The organism is Nannocystis sp. (genome assembly GCF_016714285.1).
Classification (GTDB): Bacteria; Myxococcota_A; Polyangia; order Nannocystales; family Nannocystaceae; genus Nannocystis.
Genome location: NZ_JADJNN010000005.1, coordinates 107,991 through 127,038, shown reverse-complemented (window position 1 = coordinate 127,038; position 19,048 = coordinate 107,991). Strand labels below are relative to the sequence as shown.

At 70.9% G+C, this 19,048-nt stretch carries 15 protein-coding genes; 10 read left to right on the top strand and 5 right to left on the bottom strand.

The window, feature by feature from the left end:
• Positions 1-4: 4 nt before the first annotated feature.
• The 3 genes from IPJ59_RS13860 to IPJ59_RS13850 form a co-directional block, all read right to left on the bottom strand.
• Positions 5-1,477, bottom strand: coding sequence for a trypsin-like peptidase domain-containing protein (locus tag IPJ59_RS13860; protein WP_293272059.1), 1,473 nt, complete (start codon positions 1,475-1,477; stop codon positions 5-7).
• A 137-nt stretch (positions 1,478-1,614) separates the two neighbouring features.
• Positions 1,615-3,021, bottom strand: a complete 1,407-nt coding sequence (locus tag IPJ59_RS13855; RefSeq protein ID WP_293272057.1) for a DUF1552 domain-containing protein — start codon at positions 3,019-3,021, stop codon at positions 1,615-1,617.
• A 2-nt stretch (positions 3,022-3,023) separates the two neighbouring features.
• Positions 3,024-4,721, bottom strand: a complete 1,698-nt coding sequence (locus IPJ59_RS13850) for a DUF1592 domain-containing protein (RefSeq protein WP_293272055.1) — start codon at positions 4,719-4,721, stop codon at positions 3,024-3,026.
• 288 nt (positions 4,722-5,009) lie between these two features.
• Here IPJ59_RS13850 and IPJ59_RS13845 point away from each other — a divergent pair, with 288 nt between their 5' ends.
• The 4 genes from IPJ59_RS13845 (at position 5,010) to IPJ59_RS13830 (ending at position 9,578) form a co-directional block, all read left to right on the top strand.
• Positions 5,010-5,450, top strand: a complete 441-nt coding sequence (locus IPJ59_RS13845; RefSeq protein WP_293263267.1) for a hypothetical protein — start codon at positions 5,010-5,012, stop codon at positions 5,448-5,450.
• Positions 5,451-5,521: 71 nt separating this feature from the next.
• Entirely contained in the window at positions 5,522-6,940 is a 1,419-nt protein-coding gene (locus tag IPJ59_RS13840; protein WP_293272053.1) for an MYXO-CTERM sorting domain-containing protein, read from the top strand.
• A gap of 178 nt (positions 6,941-7,118) precedes the next feature.
• Positions 7,119-8,633, top strand: a complete 1,515-nt coding sequence (locus IPJ59_RS13835; RefSeq protein WP_293263271.1) for a hypothetical protein — start codon at positions 7,119-7,121, stop codon at positions 8,631-8,633.
• A gap of 273 nt (positions 8,634-8,906) precedes the next feature.
• Positions 8,907-9,578, top strand: coding sequence for a hypothetical protein (locus IPJ59_RS13830; protein WP_293272051.1), 672 nt, complete (start codon positions 8,907-8,909; stop codon positions 9,576-9,578).
• A 166-nt stretch (positions 9,579-9,744) separates the two neighbouring features.
• Here the strand turns inward: IPJ59_RS13830 and IPJ59_RS13825 are convergent, their stop codons facing one another.
• Positions 9,745-11,016 carry a fibrinogen-like YCDxxxxGGGW domain-containing protein gene (locus IPJ59_RS13825; RefSeq protein WP_293272050.1) on the bottom strand — a complete coding sequence of 424 codons (1,272 nt, stop codon included), beginning with the start codon at positions 11,014-11,016 and terminating at the stop codon, positions 9,745-9,747.
• A 125-nt stretch (positions 11,017-11,141) separates the two neighbouring features.
• Positions 11,142-13,967 carry a trypsin-like peptidase domain-containing protein gene (locus IPJ59_RS13820; RefSeq protein WP_293272048.1) on the bottom strand — a complete coding sequence of 942 codons (2,826 nt, stop codon included), beginning with the start codon at positions 13,965-13,967 and terminating at the stop codon, positions 11,142-11,144.
• 343 nt (positions 13,968-14,310) lie between these two features.
• Here IPJ59_RS13820 and IPJ59_RS13815 point away from each other — a divergent pair, with 343 nt between their 5' ends.
• The 6 genes from IPJ59_RS13815 (at position 14,311) to IPJ59_RS13790 (ending at position 18,960) form a co-directional block, all read left to right on the top strand.
• A complete protein-coding gene (locus IPJ59_RS13815; RefSeq protein ID WP_293263277.1) occupies positions 14,311-14,772 on the top strand; it encodes a hypothetical protein in 462 nt (153 codons plus the stop codon).
• Between the two features lie 16 nt (positions 14,773-14,788).
• Complete coding sequence (locus IPJ59_RS13810) at positions 14,789-16,270, top strand: hypothetical protein (RefSeq protein ID WP_293272045.1); 1,482 nt, start codon at positions 14,789-14,791, stop codon at positions 16,268-16,270.
• Positions 16,271-16,338: 68 nt separating this feature from the next.
• Positions 16,339-16,998 carry a hypothetical protein gene (locus IPJ59_RS13805; protein ID WP_293263281.1) on the top strand — a complete coding sequence of 220 codons (660 nt, stop codon included), beginning with the start codon at positions 16,339-16,341 and terminating at the stop codon, positions 16,996-16,998.
• Positions 16,999-17,085: 87 nt separating this feature from the next.
• On the top strand, positions 17,086-17,895 hold the full coding sequence (locus IPJ59_RS13800; protein WP_293263283.1) for an RDD family protein: 810 nt from the start codon (positions 17,086-17,088) through the stop codon (positions 17,893-17,895).
• Between the two features lie 4 nt (positions 17,896-17,899).
• The gene (locus tag IPJ59_RS13795; RefSeq protein ID WP_293263285.1) at positions 17,900-18,778 is read left to right on the top strand and encodes a PrsW family glutamic-type intramembrane protease; all 879 of its coding nucleotides are present in this window, start codon (positions 17,900-17,902) and stop codon (positions 18,776-18,778) included.
• 11 nt (positions 18,779-18,789) lie between these two features.
• Positions 18,790-18,960, top strand: coding sequence for a hypothetical protein (locus IPJ59_RS13790; protein ID WP_293263287.1), 171 nt, complete (start codon positions 18,790-18,792; stop codon positions 18,958-18,960).
• Positions 18,961-19,048: the final 88 nt, after the last annotated feature.

Here is a 19,048-nt window from a genome sequence, read left to right as displayed (position 1 = left end):
GGCGTCAGCTGGCGAGGCCGAGGGTCTGGATCTCGGCGATGTACCAGTCGCCCCACTCGAGGCGAAGCTGCATGATGAGGGTCTGGGGCGCGGGGGCCGGGGTGGTGGGGCTGGCGGGCTTGTGGGCGACGCGGAGGCGGACGACGGCCTGGGGGGCGTAGGCGCCGGGGACCACCTCGATCTTCTCGATCGTGATGTCGTCGCCGCTGCCGAGGCGCTCGGCGATGTCGGCGAAGGCGAAGGTGCGCGAGGCGTCGACGGTTTGCAGGCGGGACAGGGCGAGGTCCATCGCGGCCTCGGCGGACATGGCGGCGAAGAAGCGGGCGCTGACGTAGGCCTGGGAGAACTCGAAGAAGAAGCTGATGACCTGCTCCTTCGACAGCAGGCCGTCGACGCCGAGGGCGGTCATGAAGCCGGGGCTGCCGGTGCGGATGACGACCTCCTGGACGGCGGCGAAGGGCAGGTCTTTGGCGCCGGGGGGCTGGGAGTCGACGAGGTCCTCGAGGGCGGCGACGAACTGTTGGACGGGCAGTCGGCCCTCGCCGGGGAGCTGCTCGGCGATGGTGCGCATGGTGTAGGCGCGGACCTTGCGGGCGTGGGTCGGCGAGAGCATGCGCCGGGCGATCTCGAGGTCGCCGTCGTGGACGGCGGCGACGAAGCCGCGGGCGCGGGTCTCGGCGCGGTGGGCCTGCTGCGAGCTGGTCGTCATGGCGGGGCGGTCGGCGAGCATCTGGGTGGCCTCGGAGATCGGGATCGCGTAGCCGCCGACGCGGTGCTTCCAGGTCCACGAGACCACGCCGACGGCGCGGCCGTAGCGGTCGAGCACCGGGCCGCCGCTCATGCCGCGCTTGACGTCGTGTGAGAGGCCGAAGAAGGCGCCGGGGCCGACGGCCTTGTTGAAGACCGCGAGCTCCTGGACCTTGCCGCTGCGGGCGACGAAGCCCGGGCGGGTGCCGTCGTGCTTGCCGCCGCTGTCGTCCTCGGCGACCCGCGTGAGCAGGAGGACCTTGTCCTGGAAGCCGAGGTACTTGTCGATGGGGACGGGGTGGTCTGTCCCGAGGGACAGGTAGGGGAGGGGCTCGTCGCTGTCGATCTTGAGGAGGGCGAGGTCGCGGACGGGGTCGATGTAGACGATGCGGACGGCGGCGAAGCTGCGGGTCGGCTGGAGGGCGGGGAAGGTGAGGTCCTCGATGTAGTCGGCGTCCTCGACGACGTGGCGGTTGGTGATGAGGTAGCCGCCGGGGTCGACGACGAAGGCGAGGCCGCGGCCGACGTCGGTGGTGACGACGGCGACGGCGGCGGCGCCCTTCTGGGCGACTGCGAGGTTGGCGAGCTCGTGGGCGGCGGGGCCCTGGGTGAGGTCGACGCCGCCGAGGGTGTGGTGCTTGCCGCAGCCGGGCGCCGCTGCGGAGGTCAGCGCGGCGGTCAGAACGAGGGTCAGCGACCGGGCGGTGACGACGCGGCGGATCTGGGACACCTGGACCAGGCTACTGCCCAAGCGCGTGGGCGGCCAGTGGCGCGGCGCAGGACAGGTGATGGCGCGGGGTCGGGCGGGGGGCCGGGTCGCGCCAGGATCGGTGGGGCAGGCGCGGGCGCGGTGCGATCACGTGGCGATCACACCGCGATCATGCCGTCGATGACGCCGGGCTCGAGCTCGGGGTCGCCGAAGTCGTCGACGAAATTGCCCTCGACGTTGGTGAGGCCGACGGCGCTCAGGATCGTGTTGTGGAACTTGTTGTGGGTGACGTCTCCGGCGTCGATGTACTGGCCGGTCTTGAGGAAGCCGCCGCAGCTGCCGGCGCAGACCCAGGGGATGTTGTTGTAGGTGTGGCTGACGCCGGCGCCGAGGTCGTTGCACCAAACGGCGACGGAGTCGCCCAGGAGGGTGCCGGTGTCGGTCGTGTACATGGCGAGGCGCTGCAGCAGGTGGGCGAACATCCTGGCGTGCTCGCGGTCGATGCGGTGGTGCTTGCCGAGGGCGTCGGGGATCGGGTCGCCCTCGGAGCCGTCGCTGTAGATGCGGTGGGAGATCTGGTGGTAGCGGGGGAACTTGACGCCGTCGAGGAGGTACTCGGTGCCGTCGTTGCCGTCGCCGATCTGCAGGGTGGCGGTGCGGGTGTAGTCGCAGGCGAAGGCGAGGGCGATGAGGTTCATGTGCATCATCACGATGGTCTGCATGCGGTCGTCCTGGCCGCTGTAGTCCATCTGGGCCGCCATCGCGTCCTGCTCCTCCTGCGGCGGGAGCTGGCAGGACAGCTCGACCTCGATGTCGCGGATCGCGTCGAAGTGGAGCTGGAGGCGGTCCTGGTCGTCCTTGCTGAGCTTGGGTGAGCTCATCAGGCTGCTCATCTGCTCCTTGAGCAGGTCGTTGACGCTGGTGCGGCGGGTCTTGATCTGCTGGATCACCTCCTCGGGGAGCGTGGTGATGCCGACCATCTTGGTGTAGACGCTCCACGGGTTGCGGTCGGCGGCGCGGAGGTCCTTGGGGCCGCGGTAGGACAGGACCTCGTTGATGTAGCCGCCCATCGCGCCGGCGTAGGTGGCGAGCGGCTCGGGGTTGCTCTTCGGGTTGAGTTCGCGGGCGATGCGGTTGTCGACGGACTCGCCCATCGCCAGTGACAGGTTGCCGGACGGGTCGTCGGAGACTTTTTGGGCGGTGAGGACCTGGTTGCCGCCGCCGGAGTGGCCGCAGCCGTTGCCGGGGAAGGCGAAGCGGGTGCCGCGGACCATGAGCAGCTGGTCGGCGAACTCGGCGAGCTCGCTGACGGCGCGGTCGCTGTCGGCGGTGAGGGACTCCTTGGTGATGGCGCCGAGCTGGCTGGGCCAGAATTGTTCGGGCTCGCCGTTGTCGGCCTGGGCGCAGCCGTTGGCCTGGCGGACGAACACGGCGAAGCGGGGGCGCTCGGGCGGTGCGGCGCGGAGCTTGCGGGGCTGGAGGCCCTCGAGGAAGGGGAGGCCGACGGCGACGCCGCCAGCGCCGTAGAGGAAGCCGCGGCGGGAGAGGATGGGTTTGCGGGTCATGGTCATGGCTCCACCGGTGCGCGGAACAGGAAGGCGTCGCTCTTGCTGAGCTCGAGGATGATCTGCTTGATCGTGTGGGTGCCGGACTTGGAGCTGGCGGCGAGGGTGGCGATGAACTTGTCGTCGGCCTTCTGGGGGCGGCGGGCGTAGCCGTACTCGAGGAAGTGGGCGACGTAGCAGCGGTGGGCCTCGTCGCTGTCGGCCATGAGGTGGGCGAGCTCGACGGCGCCGTCGTACTTCTGGCTGACGCCGCCGAGGCTGAACTCGGCGGCGGCGTCGACCGGCTTGCCGGCGTCCATCGTCTGCCACTGGCCGAGCGGGTCGTAGTTTTCGAAGGCGAAGCCGATGGGGTTGATCAGGTAGCCGTGGCAGCCCTCGCCGCAGGTGCCCTTGCCGGTGTGACGGTCGACGCGCTCGCGCAGGGTCTCGCCCTCCACGGGTGGTGGCAGCGGCGGGACCATGTTGGGCGGCGGCGGGAGGTTGGAGCAGAGCAGCTGGAGGTTCAGGAACACGCCGCGGTGGATCGGGTCGTTCTCGAAGGCGCCGGCGTTGGCCATGAGGAAGCCGAGCTGGGTGAGGATGCCGGCGCGGCGGGCGGGGTCGAGGTCGACCTTGACGAAGTCGTCGCTGAAGTCGCCGGCGACCCCGTAGAAGGGCGCGAGCTTGGCGTTGACGAAGGTGTAGGGGGCGGTCAGGAGGGTCGCGAGGTCGCCGTCGTTGAACACGACGTCGTCGACGAACTTGAGGGTCTCGCTGGCGAGCAGCGGGTTTAGCTCCGCGCTGTAGGCGGCGAACTTGACCGGGTCCTTGTAGATGTCGCTGTAGTGGTCGACCTGGAGCAGCTGGTAGTGAAAGTTGGCGACCATGGCGTGGGCGCGGGGGTGGTCGAGCAGGCGGGCGGCCTGGGCCGCGACGCCCTTGGGGTCATCGAGGCTGCCGTCGGCGGCGGCGGCGAAGAGCGCGTCGTCCGGCATGGTGTTCCACAGCATGTAGGACAGCTTGCTGGCGATCTCGTGGCCGCTCAGGCGGATCTTGGTGCCGTCGGGGACCTCGCTGGCCTCGACGCGGTAGAGGAAGTGCGGCGACTGCAGCATGGCCTGGACGACGAGGCGCACGCCGGCCGGGAAGGCCGCGAGCTCGCCGGGGGTGGCGACGCCGGCGTGGAAGATCTCGAGGTGGCGGGCGATCTCCTCGGCGGTGAGCGGGCGTCGGTAGGCGCGCTTGCCGAAGCTGGTGATGAAGGCGGTGGCCTGGGCGTCGGAGTCGCCGTCGGTCGGTGGGGCGAACTTTGCGAGCAGGGCGGGGTCACTGGCCACGAGCTCGGCGACCTGCTCCGCGCCGCGCTGGTAGTCGGTCCACAGGGTGGCGGTGACCTTGAGCGCCTCGCTGTTGTTGTCGAAGCCGCCGCTGACGGGGTCGCCGATGAAGAGGGCGCTGAAGCCAGTGGGTTCGGTGAGGAAGAACAGGTCCTGGATCGTGTTCTCCCACTGGGTGTGGCTGAGGCGGGGGTAGCGGGAGGTCTGCGGCAGGAGCTCCGCGTCGCCGGCGGTGTCGGAGTCGCCGGAGTCGGTGGGGTCGCCGGAGTCGGTGGGGTCGCCGGAGTCGGTGGCCGTGGGGTTGCTGGCGGTGCCGGTGTCCGCGTCGGTGTCAGCGCTGGCGCCGGAGTAACAGCCGGCGGCGAGCAGGGCGGCGGCCCACACAGGCGACCGCCGTCCGAGTTCAGCGCGTGTGCATCTGCGTGAGGCGTCCACCATGGGTGGCACTTTACGGAGCTGGCAAATTCGCTGTCAACGTCGGGATTGGTCCGCTTTCTCGGGCCCCCGCATGTCGCTGGTAGTTGTCGTCGCGGGTCCCCAGGCGGGTGCGAGCGCTGGCGCGCGGGGCTGTGGGTTGTAACTCGTCGGGGCGTGCGGGAAAGCTGAGGGGTGCGCTGCTTTGTTCTCGTCGTCGCGCTGTGGTCGGGGGGTTGTGCGCTGGCGGAGTATGTCTTGCCGCCGGCCTCAGCCGGCGACTCGGACTCCGCGGGTAGCGACACCGAGGCCACGGGTGACACGCCGACGGGCGGTTCGGGGGACACGGGCGGCTGCGGTCAGGGCGAGTCGCTGTGCGAGGGGGGCTGCGTGGATCTCCACGCCGACGAAGCGCATTGCGGTCGTTGTGACGAAGCGTGCAAGTCGGACGAGATGTGCGTGGTCGGCGAGTGTCGCGACGTGGCGGTGGTGGACTGCGCGAGCTGTCCTTGCGCGGACCAGTGTCCGCCCGGGGGCGGTGTGGACAGCGAGGGCATGGACAGCGACGGCGAGGGTGGTGGCAGCGACCCCCAGAAGAGCCTGTGCTGCGAGGTGGAGACCGACGAGGGCGATCCCCAGGTGCTGTGCATCATGGGTGGCGAGGAGGACGTGCTGGTGTGCCCCGAGTCGGCGTCCTAGCCGGCGTAATAGTGCGCGAACTCGCGGGCCGCGCGTGGCGTGGCTGTGATACACAGGTTTAGCTACCACTCATGGCTCACCGCGCTTTGTCCCTCTCCCCCGTTGTCGCCCTCTTGCTCGCCGCGCCGTTGTTCGCGCCGCGTGTTCACGCTGCGGAGGGGCGCACGCTGTTCGGGCAGCCGGTCCACGAGGCGCCCGAGATGACGGCGGAGGAGTTGGAGGCGCGGGCCCAGGAGTTCCGCGAGGGGCTCGACCGACAGGGCCTGGTGTTGCAGGGGACGCAGGTGCTGCCGAAGTCGGCGCTGAAGCCGTACTTCCGCAACCCGGAGGAGCCAGTGGCCGCGTGGGACGAGCCGCCGCACCGCGCCACGACCTTCCTCAACTTCTTCGGCGGTCCGCTGGCGAATGGGACCAACGCGTCGGAGTCGGAGTCGCCGTGTGTGGGGAGCAAGGTCGACTACCCGGGCTACAACGGCACCGAGCAGAAGGCGCTGGCGATCATCCAGGTGTTCAAGGATGCGGCGGCGCCGTTCGGGCTCCGCATCGCCTACGAGAAGGTGCCGCCGAAGCACCTGCCCTACAGCCAGGTGATGATGGGCGGGCATCCGGGCATCATCGGGCTGCCCCAGGGCGTGCTCGGGGTGGCGTGCAACCTCGACTGCGGCGACACGTGGTGGCGCGACACCACCTTCGCGTTCACCGAGGAGACCAACGACGTCAACATCCTCGGCACCACGGCGCTGCAGGAGGCCGCGCACGCGTGGGGCCTCGACCACATCGACGGCGCCAACAACATCATGTACCCGTACGCGACCCCGGGGGACAAGGTGTGGGCCGACACCTGTACGCCGTACAACGCGGCGACCGGCGGCATCGGCTGCACCTTCATCCATGACAAGTTCTGTCCCGGCGGGTCGCAGAACGACGTGGCCGAGCTGACGGCCTACTTCGGGGTCAACAGCGTGGACAGCGAGGCGCCGACGGTGAAGATGCTGTCGCCGACCGACGGGCAGATCTACATGAAGGGCGAGACTGTGCACGTCGAGGTCGAGGTCGACGACAACTTCCTCGGCTACGGCTGGCGCCTGATGGTGCCCGAGCTGGGCCAGGAGCAGCCGGTCTACAACGGCCAGAAGATCTGGGAGCTCGGGGCGCCGCCGAAGGGCGAGTACACGATCCGCGTCGAGGCGCTCGACCACGACGGCAACGTCGGCTTCGCCGAGGCCAAGATCTACGTCGACACGGTGCCCACCATGGGCGGCTCGACCGGCGGCGAGACCGAGGATCCGCCGACCACGGGCGACCCGAGCGGTGACACGAGCGCGGGTGGCAGCGACGCGAGCTCCGACACCGCCGTGGACAGCGAGGACACGGCGACGGTCGACGGCAAGGACGACGGCTGCTCGTGCCGCAGCGACGCACCAGTCAACAGCGCGGGCTGGTTGCTGGCGCTGGCCGGCGGGCTGCTGCTCCGCCGCCGTCGGGGCTGAGGGCCGCGTCTGTCCACGGGCAGGCACGGGGCAGGCACGGGGGCAGGCACGGGCAGGCACGGTGCAGGCGGGGGCTTTCGGCCCCCGCGGTCGAGGGACTCGACGGGGCAGGGCAGTTCGGGCAGTCTGCGGCCGCTCACGGCCCCCATGCACGGGGCCTCGTCCGAGGAGACTCCCGATGTCGCTCCGCGCCCTGCTCTCGTTGTCCCTGCTCACCATCCCGCTGGCCCTGACTGGCTGTGGCACCAAGATCCCCAAGACCGCGCCGACCCGGGACTCGGGCCAGAGCGGGCTGATGAATGACAGCTTCGCCGGGCAGAACGCCTGCAACCCGAAGAACGCGCTGCGGCCCTTCATCATCGAGTGGGACGCCACGGACAAGAGCAGCTTCGAGGCCTACGCGAACAGCGACGTCGTGATGGTGCGGTATGAGGGCTGCGACATGGTCGTGCTCGAGGAGTGCCGCAACGACAGCATCCGCGGGTCGCAGGGCGCGTACAAGCCGGTCGAGTGGACCTCGGGCGCGCTCGAGAAGCTCGACATCACGAACCAGGGCGAGCTGCACGCCAAGCTGCCGCTGAGCGTGGGGACGCTGGGTGGTCGGGTCTCGGGCGGCGAGAAGTTCCACATGGAGTACTACGTGGCGGGCACGCGCACGTCGACGCGTGACGCGGTGTACCGGGCGGACATCGCCAACAATCCGGGCTGCGAGGGGGCGACGCACTTCGTGTACGGCTACAACCTCGGGGCCTTCGCGCTGGGTTCGCTGGCGGAGTTGAACGCGGCGGTGGAGGCCAGCGTGTACGGCTTCGGCGCGGGTGGTTCGACCAACAAGAGCCGCAAGGCGGACAAGCAGGGCGGCGATCTCAGCACCTGCAAGTCGGACTCGGCGACCGAGGTGGAGGGCTGCAAGGCGCCGATCCGCCTGACGCTGCGGCCGATCCGGGACGGGGAGAACCCGCAGAAGGAGGCGATGAAGGCCGAGGATACGCCCGAGTCGCTGAACGCGGCCGGGATGGTCAACCTGAAGGTCGAGATCAGCGACATGGCGCGCTCGCGCATCGAGACGGCCCAGACGAAGCTGGCCTCGCGCGACGGCAAGGGCTGCATCAGCGAGCTCGACGCGTACGACAAGCTCGAGCCGAAGCGCAAGTCGACGGATCCCAAGATCGCGTGGAGCACCTTCCGCGCGCAGTGCCTGATGCTGGCCGGCAAGTGCGACGCCGGGAAGGTGCTGTTTCGTAAGTACCTCGAGGGCAACAACGCCATGGGCCAGAGCCCGGAGCAGCTCGACAAGGGCGTGGAGTTTCAGGCCTCGCAGTACTGTCAGGGCAAGCTGAGCCCGCGCGACGAGCTCATCCAGGGCTTCATGGCGCTGTCGATGGCCAGCATGAAGAAGATGAGCGTGGCGGACTGCGACACGGCGTACGAGCAGGTCAACAAGAACAAGAAGACGGTGAAGCCGAAGGACGACGAGGATCACCAGATCATCCAGGCCTCGCGCGATCTCTACGCGATCGCCCCGGGCTGCTACGCGCGCGCGGGCGACTGCAAGAAGGCGCGCGCCGTGTTCGACGCCAACTTCCCCACGGACCGCTTCAAGGACGTGAAGGATCCGGCGATCCGCAAGCAGAGCATGGACGCGACCTTCGATGCTATGGTGACGAAGTGCAAGGCGAAGCCGGCACAGTGACAAGCGAGGTCGGACATGCGAGCGCGACGGGGCGGAGGGCACTGGAGGACGGGGTTGGTCGCGCTCGTGGGTCTCACGGCCGCGGTCGCGTGCGACGTACGACCACAGAGCCCGGCGGCGAACTGTCCGGCGTGCGAGTGCAAGTGCAACTGTGAGGCACCGGCGCCGGCAGCCGCGGTGAGCGCGAGTGGGCCCGCGATGGCCAGTGGGCCCGTGAGCGGGCCCGTGAGCGGGCCCGCGAGCGCGACCGGTCCGCTGCAAGCGGTGCCGCCGATGGCGCCCGATGTCGGCGAGCTGGTGACCGCGGCGACACGCAAGCTGATGCACGACGACGGCGCGGGCTGTCTCGCCGACCTCGACCGGGTGGCGGCGATCGATCCGAAGCTGGACCTGCGCCTGGCGGCGACGCGCGGGCAGTGCGAGATGCTGGTCGGCCAGTGTCAGCAGGGCAAGGAGCGGATCGCCCGCTGGTATGAGACGGACGCGGGGATGCTGCCCGAGCGGGCGATGATCACCGCGGAGCAGATCGGCTCGATGCGTTGCCGCGAGGGCGACTCGTCGGAGCGCGACCGCCTGCTTCGGGCCTACTTCGACCTGTCCGACGGCGCCTACATGAACCGGCGCAGCCCGGCCTTCTGCAAGACGGCGCTGGCGACCGCGCGCGAGCTGATCCCGCGGGTGAAGCCGCGGGCGCCGGACGACGGCCAGATCACCGGGGGCGCGCAGGCGCTGTTCCATACCGCGGCCTCGTGCTTCGCCCGCGCGGGCGACTGCAAGGCGGCGTGGAGCACCTACCGCGAGCTGTTCCCGCAGACGGCGACCACAGCCGAGGCGGCCGCGATGATGCCGCAGATCATCCGCGAGTCGTACGACTCGAGCATCCTGTTCTGCGGCGCCAAGCAGCGCGAGGCGCCGATCCCCCAGTCGCCGCCGCAGCGGCGCTGAGGCGACAGGGCAGGCGGTCGTGCAGTCGCGATGGCCGCCAGACGCGGTGAGGCAGCGGCTCACCGGAGCAGGCGGTGCAGTCGCGATGGCCGCCAGACGCGGTGAGGCAGCGGCTCACCGGAGCAGGCGGTCGTGCGGTGGCGGGCCGCCCGAGGCGGCGAGGCGGTCAGCGGTAGTAGAGTTCGCCTTGCTCGTCGTCGCAGGCGCACTCGTTGAGGAAGCCCTGGTCGCCCTGGCTGCCGCAGCCGCCGAAGGTGGCGCCCATCTTGAATGCGGCGGCGCACCAGGCGTTGTCGCCGTCCCAGTGGATGCCCCAGTTGCCGACGCCCTTGCAGGCGCCGGAGGTGTAGAAGAACGAGTCGCAGCCGCCCTCCAGGCCGTTGCCGCAGTAGGCCTCGACGGAGGTGCTGATGGTCGGCTGGAAGGCGCCCTGGTTGGCGTTGCAGTACTCCTGTTTGGACTGGAGCGCGCCGAGGACGGCGTTGCTGATGATCGAGTTGTTGAAGGTCCAGACGGCGTGGGCCTTGTCGGTGAGGTCCTTGACGAGGAGGCCGGTGACGGGGCCGGCGGGGATGCGGCCGCGGCACTGGAGGTCGCTGATCTTGCAGTCGGGGAGGATCTGGCCGAGGGGATCCTGGCCGGCGGTGTAGTCGGTGTGCAGCCAGTTGAAGCGGGTCCAGCCGCCGCCGGCGATCGTCATGTCGCACTGGACCTGGAAGGGCTGGAGCTGGCCGTCGTCGCCGTCGAGGTCGATCGCGTAGGGGCCGTCGGGGGCGTCGGGGTCGGCCAGCTTGATAGCGAGGCAGTTGGCGAGGTAGCAGCCCTCGTTGGACTTGCCGTCGCAATCGTCGTCGTCGGGCGTATCGCAGCTCTCGGGCGCGGGCAGGACCTCGCCCTCACAGGGGCCGAAGTCGGTGCCGAACTCGTTGCACACGCGCTGGCCGGCGGCGCAGAGGCCGACGCCGGCGGTGTCGAGGGGGCCGCTGTAACAGTCGCTGACGGCGTTCGGCTCGCAGGCGAGGGACTCACACTGGCCGAGCACGCAGACCTGGTCGTCGGCGCAGGTGCTGCCACAGTCGCCGCAGTTGTCGGCGTCGAAGTCGAGGTCGACGCAGGCGCCGGCGCACAGGGTCAGCGGTGGGTCGCACTGGGGGGCGCCGGTGCTCGCGCTGCTCGAGCTGTCGCCGGTGGAGGACGCTGTGGTGCTTGTGTCGCCCGGGTCTGTGGCGCTGACGGCCCCGGTGCTCGAGCCGGGGTCGCCTGAGCTGCTGGCGCTGGCGCTGTGGGAGCCGCCGGTGGTCGGTGTGGGCTCGCCGGTGGTGGTGGTGTCGGGCTTGCCGGTGGTGCTCACCGCGGTGGTGGAGCTGCTGCTGCCATCACCGGTGGAGCCTGCCGAGGTGGTGCCGGCGTCGCCGCAGGCGAGCGCGAGCGTGGGCACGAGCGAGAGAGAGCGACGCCACGAGTTGTTCCAGACCATCCCAACCTCCATCCAGGCCGCCATTGTCGGCGTGGGTCGGCGGGGGTGCAAGCGTGCGTGTGGCGCCGCGGTCGTCGGGCCGGGTGTCAGAGTGCGCGACGGACCCAGCCGTCGGCGGTGCGGCGCAGCTCGTAGGTGGGGAAGTAGTCGAGGTCGAGGCGGAGGGTGATGAGCTCGACCTTGTCGTCGAGGTCGACGGTCTTGAGGCGCAGTGAGGCGTGGTTCGGCTTGTCGGCGACGGCGGCGAGGAAGGCGTCGAGGTCGAGGGTCGGGCGGCCATCGACCGCGACGATGCGCCGGGCGGCGCGCAGGCGGGAGCGGCTGGCGGGCGAGCCGTACCAGTAGAGCGAGATGTACGCGCCCTCGGGCGGGAGGTTGCGCTGGATCTGTGCCGCGTGGTGCGGCGCCTGGAGGAGCGCGCCGGCCCAGTGGATCACGCGGTCGGTGCCGCAGCCGCGGTGCGCCACGGCGCGGACGTCGAGCTGCTGCTCGGCGCCGTCGCGCAGGACGGTGACGCGCAGGCGCCCGGCGGCGGCGGCCAGCTCGACCTCGCGGAAGGTGTTGACCGGGCGGCTGTCCGAAGAGACATGTGGTCGGTCGGCGGCGGAGCTGTCTTCAGGGACAGCTGCGACGGCGAGCAGGAGGTCGCCGGCGCGCCAGCCGGGGGCGGCGACCGAGGTGCGGGTGACCGAGAGGACCTGGCGGCGGACGGGGTCGTGGGCCTCGAGGCGGGCGGCGGCGGCGGCGGAGAGGCCGTGGTTGCGGGCCTCGGCGAGGGAGATGAGGCCGAGTTCGACGCCGAGGTCCCAGCACACGGGCTCGCGGCCGTGGCGGAGGTCGTCCAGGAGCTCGCGGAGCAGCAGGGCGGGCAGGCCGAACTCGCCGGTGCGGTGCTCCTTGTTGTCCTGGTAGGAGAAGCTGGACCACAGGGCGAGGACGCGGCTGTCGGCGTCGGTGAGGACGCCGCCGATGGACTCGATGGTGGTCGCGAGGGTGACGCGCTCGAGGTTCATGGCGCGGAAGCGGGGCGGCCGCGGCAGCGGGAGGTCGACGGGTTCGACCGCCGAGATCTCGGTGTTGTGACAGAACACGCGGTGGTTGGCCTTGAGGGCGACGACGCGGACGGGCTCGCCGGGGGTGAGCGGGCGGGGGTGGAGCTCGGCGCTGCGGACGGGGGTGTCGCCGACCAGGGCGGGGTCGTAGCGGACGATCGCGTAGTTGTGGTGCGGGTGGAGGAAGACCGGCTCGGCGGGGATCTCGAGGCCGCCGGCGAGGGTGATGCGGAGGTCGACGAGGGCGACGGGGACGGTGTTGCGGTCGGTGACGACGAGGCCGCGGGCGGCGTCGAGGACCAGGCCGGCGCCGCGGAAGCGGATCGCGTGGACGCCGTCGATCTTGTAGGGGATCGCGGCGTCGACGGTGACGAGCGAGGGCAGCAGGCCGGCGATGCGGGGGTCGTCGCTGTGGGGGAAGCTGATGGTGGTCGGCTGCGGTGGCGGGGCCGGGGGTGGCGGCGGGCAGGCGGTGCCGGGCCACAGACCGGTCGCGTCGTCGCGGGTGTGGTGGGTCATGGCGAACCAGCGGCGGTCGATCGTGATCACGGCGACGCGCTCGCGGGTCGGGGCCTCGAGGTCGTAGTAGCGGACGGTCGCGCGGGCGCCGTGGGGGAGGGACTGGAGGATCTCGGTGGCGGTGGCAAGGTCGGGTGTGGGGCGGCCGGCGATCGCCAGGATCACGGCGCGCTCGAGCTCGAGGGGGGCGAACATGTAGCCGGCGCTGGCGAGGTAGGCCCCGCGCAGGGGCACCTGCGGGTTGCGGGCGCGCTGGTAGGAGAGGTCGTGGAGGACGCCGCCGCCGAGCTCGAGGAAGCTGGCGGGGGTGATCGCGTGGAGGTCGTGGACGACCGGGCGGACGCGCATCGGCTGGCCGCCGCGTTCGATGTCGAGGTCGATCGGGCGGCCGACGTGGGTGTCGAGGAGCTCGTCGAGGGGGACGAAGTCGGCGAGCTCGCGGCCCTCGGCGCGCAGGAGGATGTCGCCGGGCTCGAGCAGGCCATCGGTGACGCCGCCGGGGATCCGCTTCTCGACGACGAGCAAGCCGGTGGCCTCAGGATCGACGGCGCGGGCCGCTTGCTCGCTGGTCTGGCGCAGGCCGAGGCGGCGCAGCTCGTCGTAGGGGGTGTACGCGAAGGTCGTCATCAGCGTGCCGCGCGGGACGGGCAGGCCGGCGCGGACGAGCTCGAGGGCGCGGACGACCCGGTCGAGCGGGAGGAAGAAGGACGACGCGGCCTGGGTGCGGCTGCCGGCGTTGAGGCCGACGACGTCGCCGTGGATGTCGACGACGGGGGAGCCGGAAGATCCGCCGGAGGTGCCGGAGGCGGCCTGGATGTAGAAGGTGTTGAAGTCGTTGTAGCGGTGGACGCCGTAGGACGGTGCGGGTCGGTCGAGGCGGGCGAGGGTGCCGGCGAGGATCGAGAGCTTCTCGCCGGCGTCGTTGCCGACGACGCGGATCTCGGTGCCGACGCGGGCCTTCTCGGGGGCCAGGCGCAGGGCGGTGGGCTGCATGAAGCGCAGGGCGCTTGGGTCGTATTGATAGAAGCCGAAGTCGTGGACCGGGTCGCGGTAGAGCGGCCGCAGCGGGATCTCCTCGTGGTTCAGGAACACCGCCTCGGCGACGACGGGGCCAGGGTGGACCACGTGGCGGTTGGTGAGGACGATGCCGAGGCCGGCGTCGACGACGAAGGCGGTGGCCTGCGAGGTGCCGTTCCATTCGGTGTCGAAGGGGCGGGTGGCGTCGATGCGGACGGACACCACGGCGGCGCAGACCCGCTGGAGGCTGGCGCGCCAGGTCTGGGCTTCGGCCTGCGGGTGGAGGTGGTCACCGGCTGGGTCGCGCTCGGTCGTCGTGGTCACGGGGGTCCGCAAAGGTCTCCTCGCGCGTCGCCCGGCGCAAGGCCGCAGCGGGCATCTGTGCCTGTGCATGTGTCTGCGGGCGAGGCCCCCAACGAGGGCCAGCGAGGGCCCCTGGCGAGGGCCCCTGGCGAGGGCCCCTGGCGAGGGCCCCTGGCGAGGGCCCCTAGCGAGGGCCAGCGACGGCCCGTAACGGTGTTTCGAAGGGTGACCGGATCGTGACCGAGCTCTCGGTCATCCCCGATCGGACGCGCGCGGCTTTTTGCTTGACCGGTTTGGCCTGCGGGGGGAAAAGGGCGACATGACCTCTCTGAGCCTTCTCCGTGTAAGTGCACTCGTTGCGACGATGGGCCTACTGGGCGTCGCGTGTGGCGACGACGAGATGGGCGGGACCGGGCTCTCGGGGGGATCGCAGTCGGCGGGTAGTGCGAGCAGCGGGGGCACGTCGGGCGCGAGCACCTCGGCGGAGACGACGGACTCGCCGACGACCGCGGGTACGAACTCGAACTCGAACGGCGAGTCGAGCAGCTCGGCGGAGACGACGGCGGCGGCGTCGACGTCTGGGGTGCCCGAGACCACGGGCCCGGACTCGTCGAGCAGCGACCCGACCAACCAGACGACCGACCCGACCAACGGGGCGATGTGCGGCAACGGGGCGATCGACGGCAACGAGCAGTGCGACGGGCAGAACCTCAACGGGTTCACCTGTGAGGCGCTCGGCAACGCGGGCGGCACGCTGCAGTGTGACCCGGTGACCTGCACCTTCGACACGCAGCTGTGTGAGGGTGGCGGCGGCACCTCGGGCTGAGCGCCCAAAGCGACGCGTGGCGACGACGGAGCGCGTACACGGGGCGAGGGCGCTGGGCGTCCTCGCCGCTGCTGTTTATCTGTGGACCGCGCCGGGGAGGATCGAGTTCCCGGACGACGAGATCGTTTTCCAGACGGCGGCGAGCCTGTGGGACGACGGTGACCTGGACATCCCGGGGATCCCACGGCGCACGGGCGAGCCGCGGGACCGACCCACCGGGACCTTCGGGTGGTCGGCGGGGCCGCAGGGGCAGCGCTACGGCTTCTTCGGGCACGGGCTCTCGCTGGTTGCGCTGCCGGCCTACGGCCTGGCGAGCGCGACGGCCGGGGTGGTGCCGGCGACCTGGGCCCACGCGGTGCGGTCGGACCACTTCGTGTTTCATCGTCGCGAGCCGCGGGGTGACTGGACGCGGCTGGTGGTGAGCCTCACCAACTGCCTGGTGACGGCGGCGACGGCGTGGCTGCTGACGCTGTGGCTGGCGGCGCTCGGCTTCGCGGGGCGCACGGCGCTGTGGACCGGGCTGGCCTACGCGTTCGCGACCTCGGCGTGGGCGTACAGCCGGACCTTCCTGAGCGAGCCGCTGAGCGGGCTGTGCCTGGTGGGCGCGGCGTACTGTGTGACGCGCTGGCAGTCGGGTGGGCGGCGCTGGTTGTGGCTGGGCGGGGCGATCGCGGGCTTCTCGCTGCACGTGCACGCGCTCAACCTGGTCTTTGCGCCCTGTCTCCTGGGACATGCGGTGCTGACGGGCGGGTGGCGACGACGCGGGCTCGTGGGGGCGGCGCTGTTGTTTTCGCTGGGGGCAGGGTTGTTGCTGCTCGGGCAGTACCTGCGCTTCGGGGACGCGCTGGAGACCGGGCGCTTCGGGTACTACAGCGAGTTCGTTGCGCCGTGGGAGGGGCTCTGGGCGCAGCTGGTGGCGCCGGGGCGCTCGCTGCTGCTGTACTCGCCGGCGCTGCTGCTGGGGCTGTTTGGGTGGGGTGCGCTGCGGCGGCGGGCGCCGGCGGCGTTCTGGTTCGCGGTCGCGACGATCGGGCTGCGCTGGCTGGCGATCTCGACGCGCAGCGACTGGTTCGGCGGGTGGGGCGTGGGGCCGCGGCATCTGGTGCCGGTGATCCCGCTGGCGATGCTGGGCTTCGCCGCGACGATCGAGCGCCTGCCGGGCTGGCGGCCGTGGCGACGCGGGGCTTTCTGGGGCGGGCTCGGGCTCGGCACGCTGCTGTCGCTGCACCTGGCGCTGCACTCGATCTTCGAGTGGATGTGGCTGCTGGTCGCGGACCCGCGGGTCGGGTCGCGCGGGGTGATGCCGGTGTCGCACTGGGAGGCGTGGGCGAGCCCGATCGTCGGGTTCTTCGCGATCAAGCTGGATGTGCTGGCGGTCGGGGCGGTGCTGCTGGCGCGGCTCGGGCACCCGGGGCTGCTGGCTTGTTTCGTGGTGGTTGGGGTGGTCGGGGGGGTGGCGGGGTGGCGGGTGGTCGCGGCGCTGCGTCGGGCCGGGTGATCGACTCGCGAGCACGGCGGCGACGCGGACGGGTATGCTCGGGCATGGCTTTGTTTACGATTCAGAGGGTGCGGACAATTTCATGGGGCGTCGTCTGCGGCGGGCTGCTGGCGTGCGGGAGCACGCCGGGGGACAGCACGGGGTCGGCGAGCACGAGCGGGAGCGACTCGGCGAGCGAGACCGGGGGCGGTGCGCCGACGACCGGCGAGGACGCGACGAGTGGTTCTGGCAGCGCGAGCGCGACGGGGACCAGCGCGGCGAGCAGCACGAGTGAGGCGACGAGCGGCGCGAGCGAGGCGACGGGGACGACGGGCGAGGTGCTGTGCTCGCTCGAGCACGAGGCCTGCACGCTGGCGGGGCAGCTCGGGGCCTTCGAGGACTGCGGCCTGGTCGACCCGTGGAACGACACGGTCGAGGCGTGGCAGGCGGCGCAGGCCTGCGCGCTGGCGGCTGCGAGCGGGCAGCAGCCGTTCAAGCTGATCACGATCTTGCAGGGGATCGACAGCGAGGTGGGCCAGGCCTACGTCGGGCAGGCGGCCCGCTCGTACGCGATCAGCAGCCTGTTCTTCGACGGCGATCCGTGCGGCGGGGGCGGCTGCGGGCCGGTGGTCAGCAGCTCGAGCTGCGCGGGCCTGACGGCGGTGCCGGGCTGCACGGTCGAGCCGGGGAATGTGTGCCTGAGCTGCGACGGGCAAGGCATGAGCGCGCAGGTGTGCGGGCCGGAGTGAGGTGAAACCAGATAAACGGTGTTCCTGTGGGCTTCCGGGAACGGCCGCGCAGTTGTCGATTGTGGGCCCCCCCGCTAGAGTGGCGCGATGAATGCGTCGCCGGCCTCGAGTCGGATCAAGTGTCCAAAATGCGGCGGGCTCAATCCGGAGATCGCTCGCTTCTGTAATCGTTGCGGCACCAGTATCACCGCCGTCGAAGCTCAGGCCCCGCGACCGAGCGGAGAGGCAGCGGCGATGGTTCCGGTCGCGGAGCCCGCGGCGGTGCGCGACTTCGGGGCGGCGCCAGGCCCTGCGCACGCGCAGCCACCGGTGGCGGCCGGCGCCTCGATGCCGGGGGCGGGCGAGTCGGCGACGCGCGGGCGCAAGATATGTCCGGGCTGTCATCGCTTCAACGCGGCGGCGGCGGCGTTTTGCGCGGACTGTGGGGTCGGGCTGCCGGCGACCAGCACGGTGCCGTTATTCGGCGGTCCGGCGGGGTTCTGGATCCGGGTGGTCGCGTCGCTGATCGACGGGATCTTGATGTTCGGATTGCAGCTTCTCCTCGCGGACCGGCTCGGCTTTCCGGATGTGGACTTCGAGCGGATGGCGCCGGTCGACGCGCTGCTTCTGGCGCTCCCGGAGTTTACACTCGACATCGCCCTCACCTCGCTCTATGCGATGATCATGGTCGGGGCGTGGGGTGGCACGGTGGGCAAGCTGGTGCTCGGCCTGCGGATCGTGCGGCACAGCGACGGCGGGAAGGTGCCGTACGGCCTCGCGCTGGGTCGCAGCCTCGCCGGCTTCGTGTCGGCGCTTCCGCTGTGCCTCGGCTATCTCTGGGTCGCGCTGTCGCCGTCGAAGCGCGGGTGGCACGATTATCTCTGCGACACCCGCGTGGTCTACCTGAAGCCGGAGTGAGGCCGTGGATCCGCTGCAAGTGCTCGCCCTCGGTTTTGCGCCCGGCTTCTTCTGGCTGTGGATGATCGGTCGCAGCAACCGCCAGCGGCCGGACCCGGCGGCGCTGGTGATCCGCACCTTCCTGCTGGGTGTGGCGGTGGCGATTCCGGTGGTCGTGGTCGAGATGATCGTGCAAGGCGCGGGCGCGCGGGGGGTCGGCGCGCGCATGTCGCTGGGCGAGGCGGCCTTCCTCGCGTTCGTGGTCGCGGGGCTGGTCGAGGAGTTCGGCAAATTCGTGGTCGTGCGCCTGAGCCTGTTCGACTCACCGTATTTTGATGAGCCGTTGCGCGGGATGATCTACGCGTCGGCGGTGGCGCTCGGCTTCGCGTCGATCGAGAACGTCAAGTACATGCTCGAGGTCGGGCCCGAGGTGATCGTCGGGCGGGCGCTGTTCTCGACGCTGGGACACGTGTTCTTCTCGGCGCTATGGGGCTACGGGCTCGGCGCGGACCGGCGGGCCCGGTTGGCCGGCGATCGGGTCCGCGGTTATGCGACGCTGGGCGTCATCGCGGCGATCATGGCGCACGGGCTGTTCGATGTGTTCCTCTTCATCGACCAGGCCCCACTGGCCGTGTTGGTCTTCATCGCGGCGGGGGCGGGGTTCGTGACGCTGCTGATGCGCGCGAACCGGGCGTCGATCCACCGCGGGCGGACCCTGGCGCCGCGGGTCGAGTGCACGCAATGCAAGGCGTCGTGTGTCGCGGGCAAGCGCTTCTGCTCGCACTGCGGAGGGGCGCTCGCGCGGGACCTCGAGCGCCGTTGCGGCGGCTGCAAGACGCGGCTCGAGGCGTTGTCCGAATATTGCGCGAGTTGCGGTGTGCGCATCGATGGATCGGCGGAGTAGGTCGCGCGGGGTTGAGCGCGGTGCCAGGTTGTACGGTCGAGCCGGGCAACGTGTGCCTGAGCTGCGACGGGCAAGGCATGAGCGCGCAGCTGTGTGACGACACGCTGGTGGCGCTGGGGATCGATGCCGGGACGGGGCCGAACGACATCCAGGTGGTCGACTCCACTGGAGGCGGCACGTAGGGTCGCGGGCGAGCGCTGTTGCTCGCATTGCGCATCGACGTATCGAGTGAATCGGTCGAACGCGTGGCGCCACGCGGTGAATATGGGA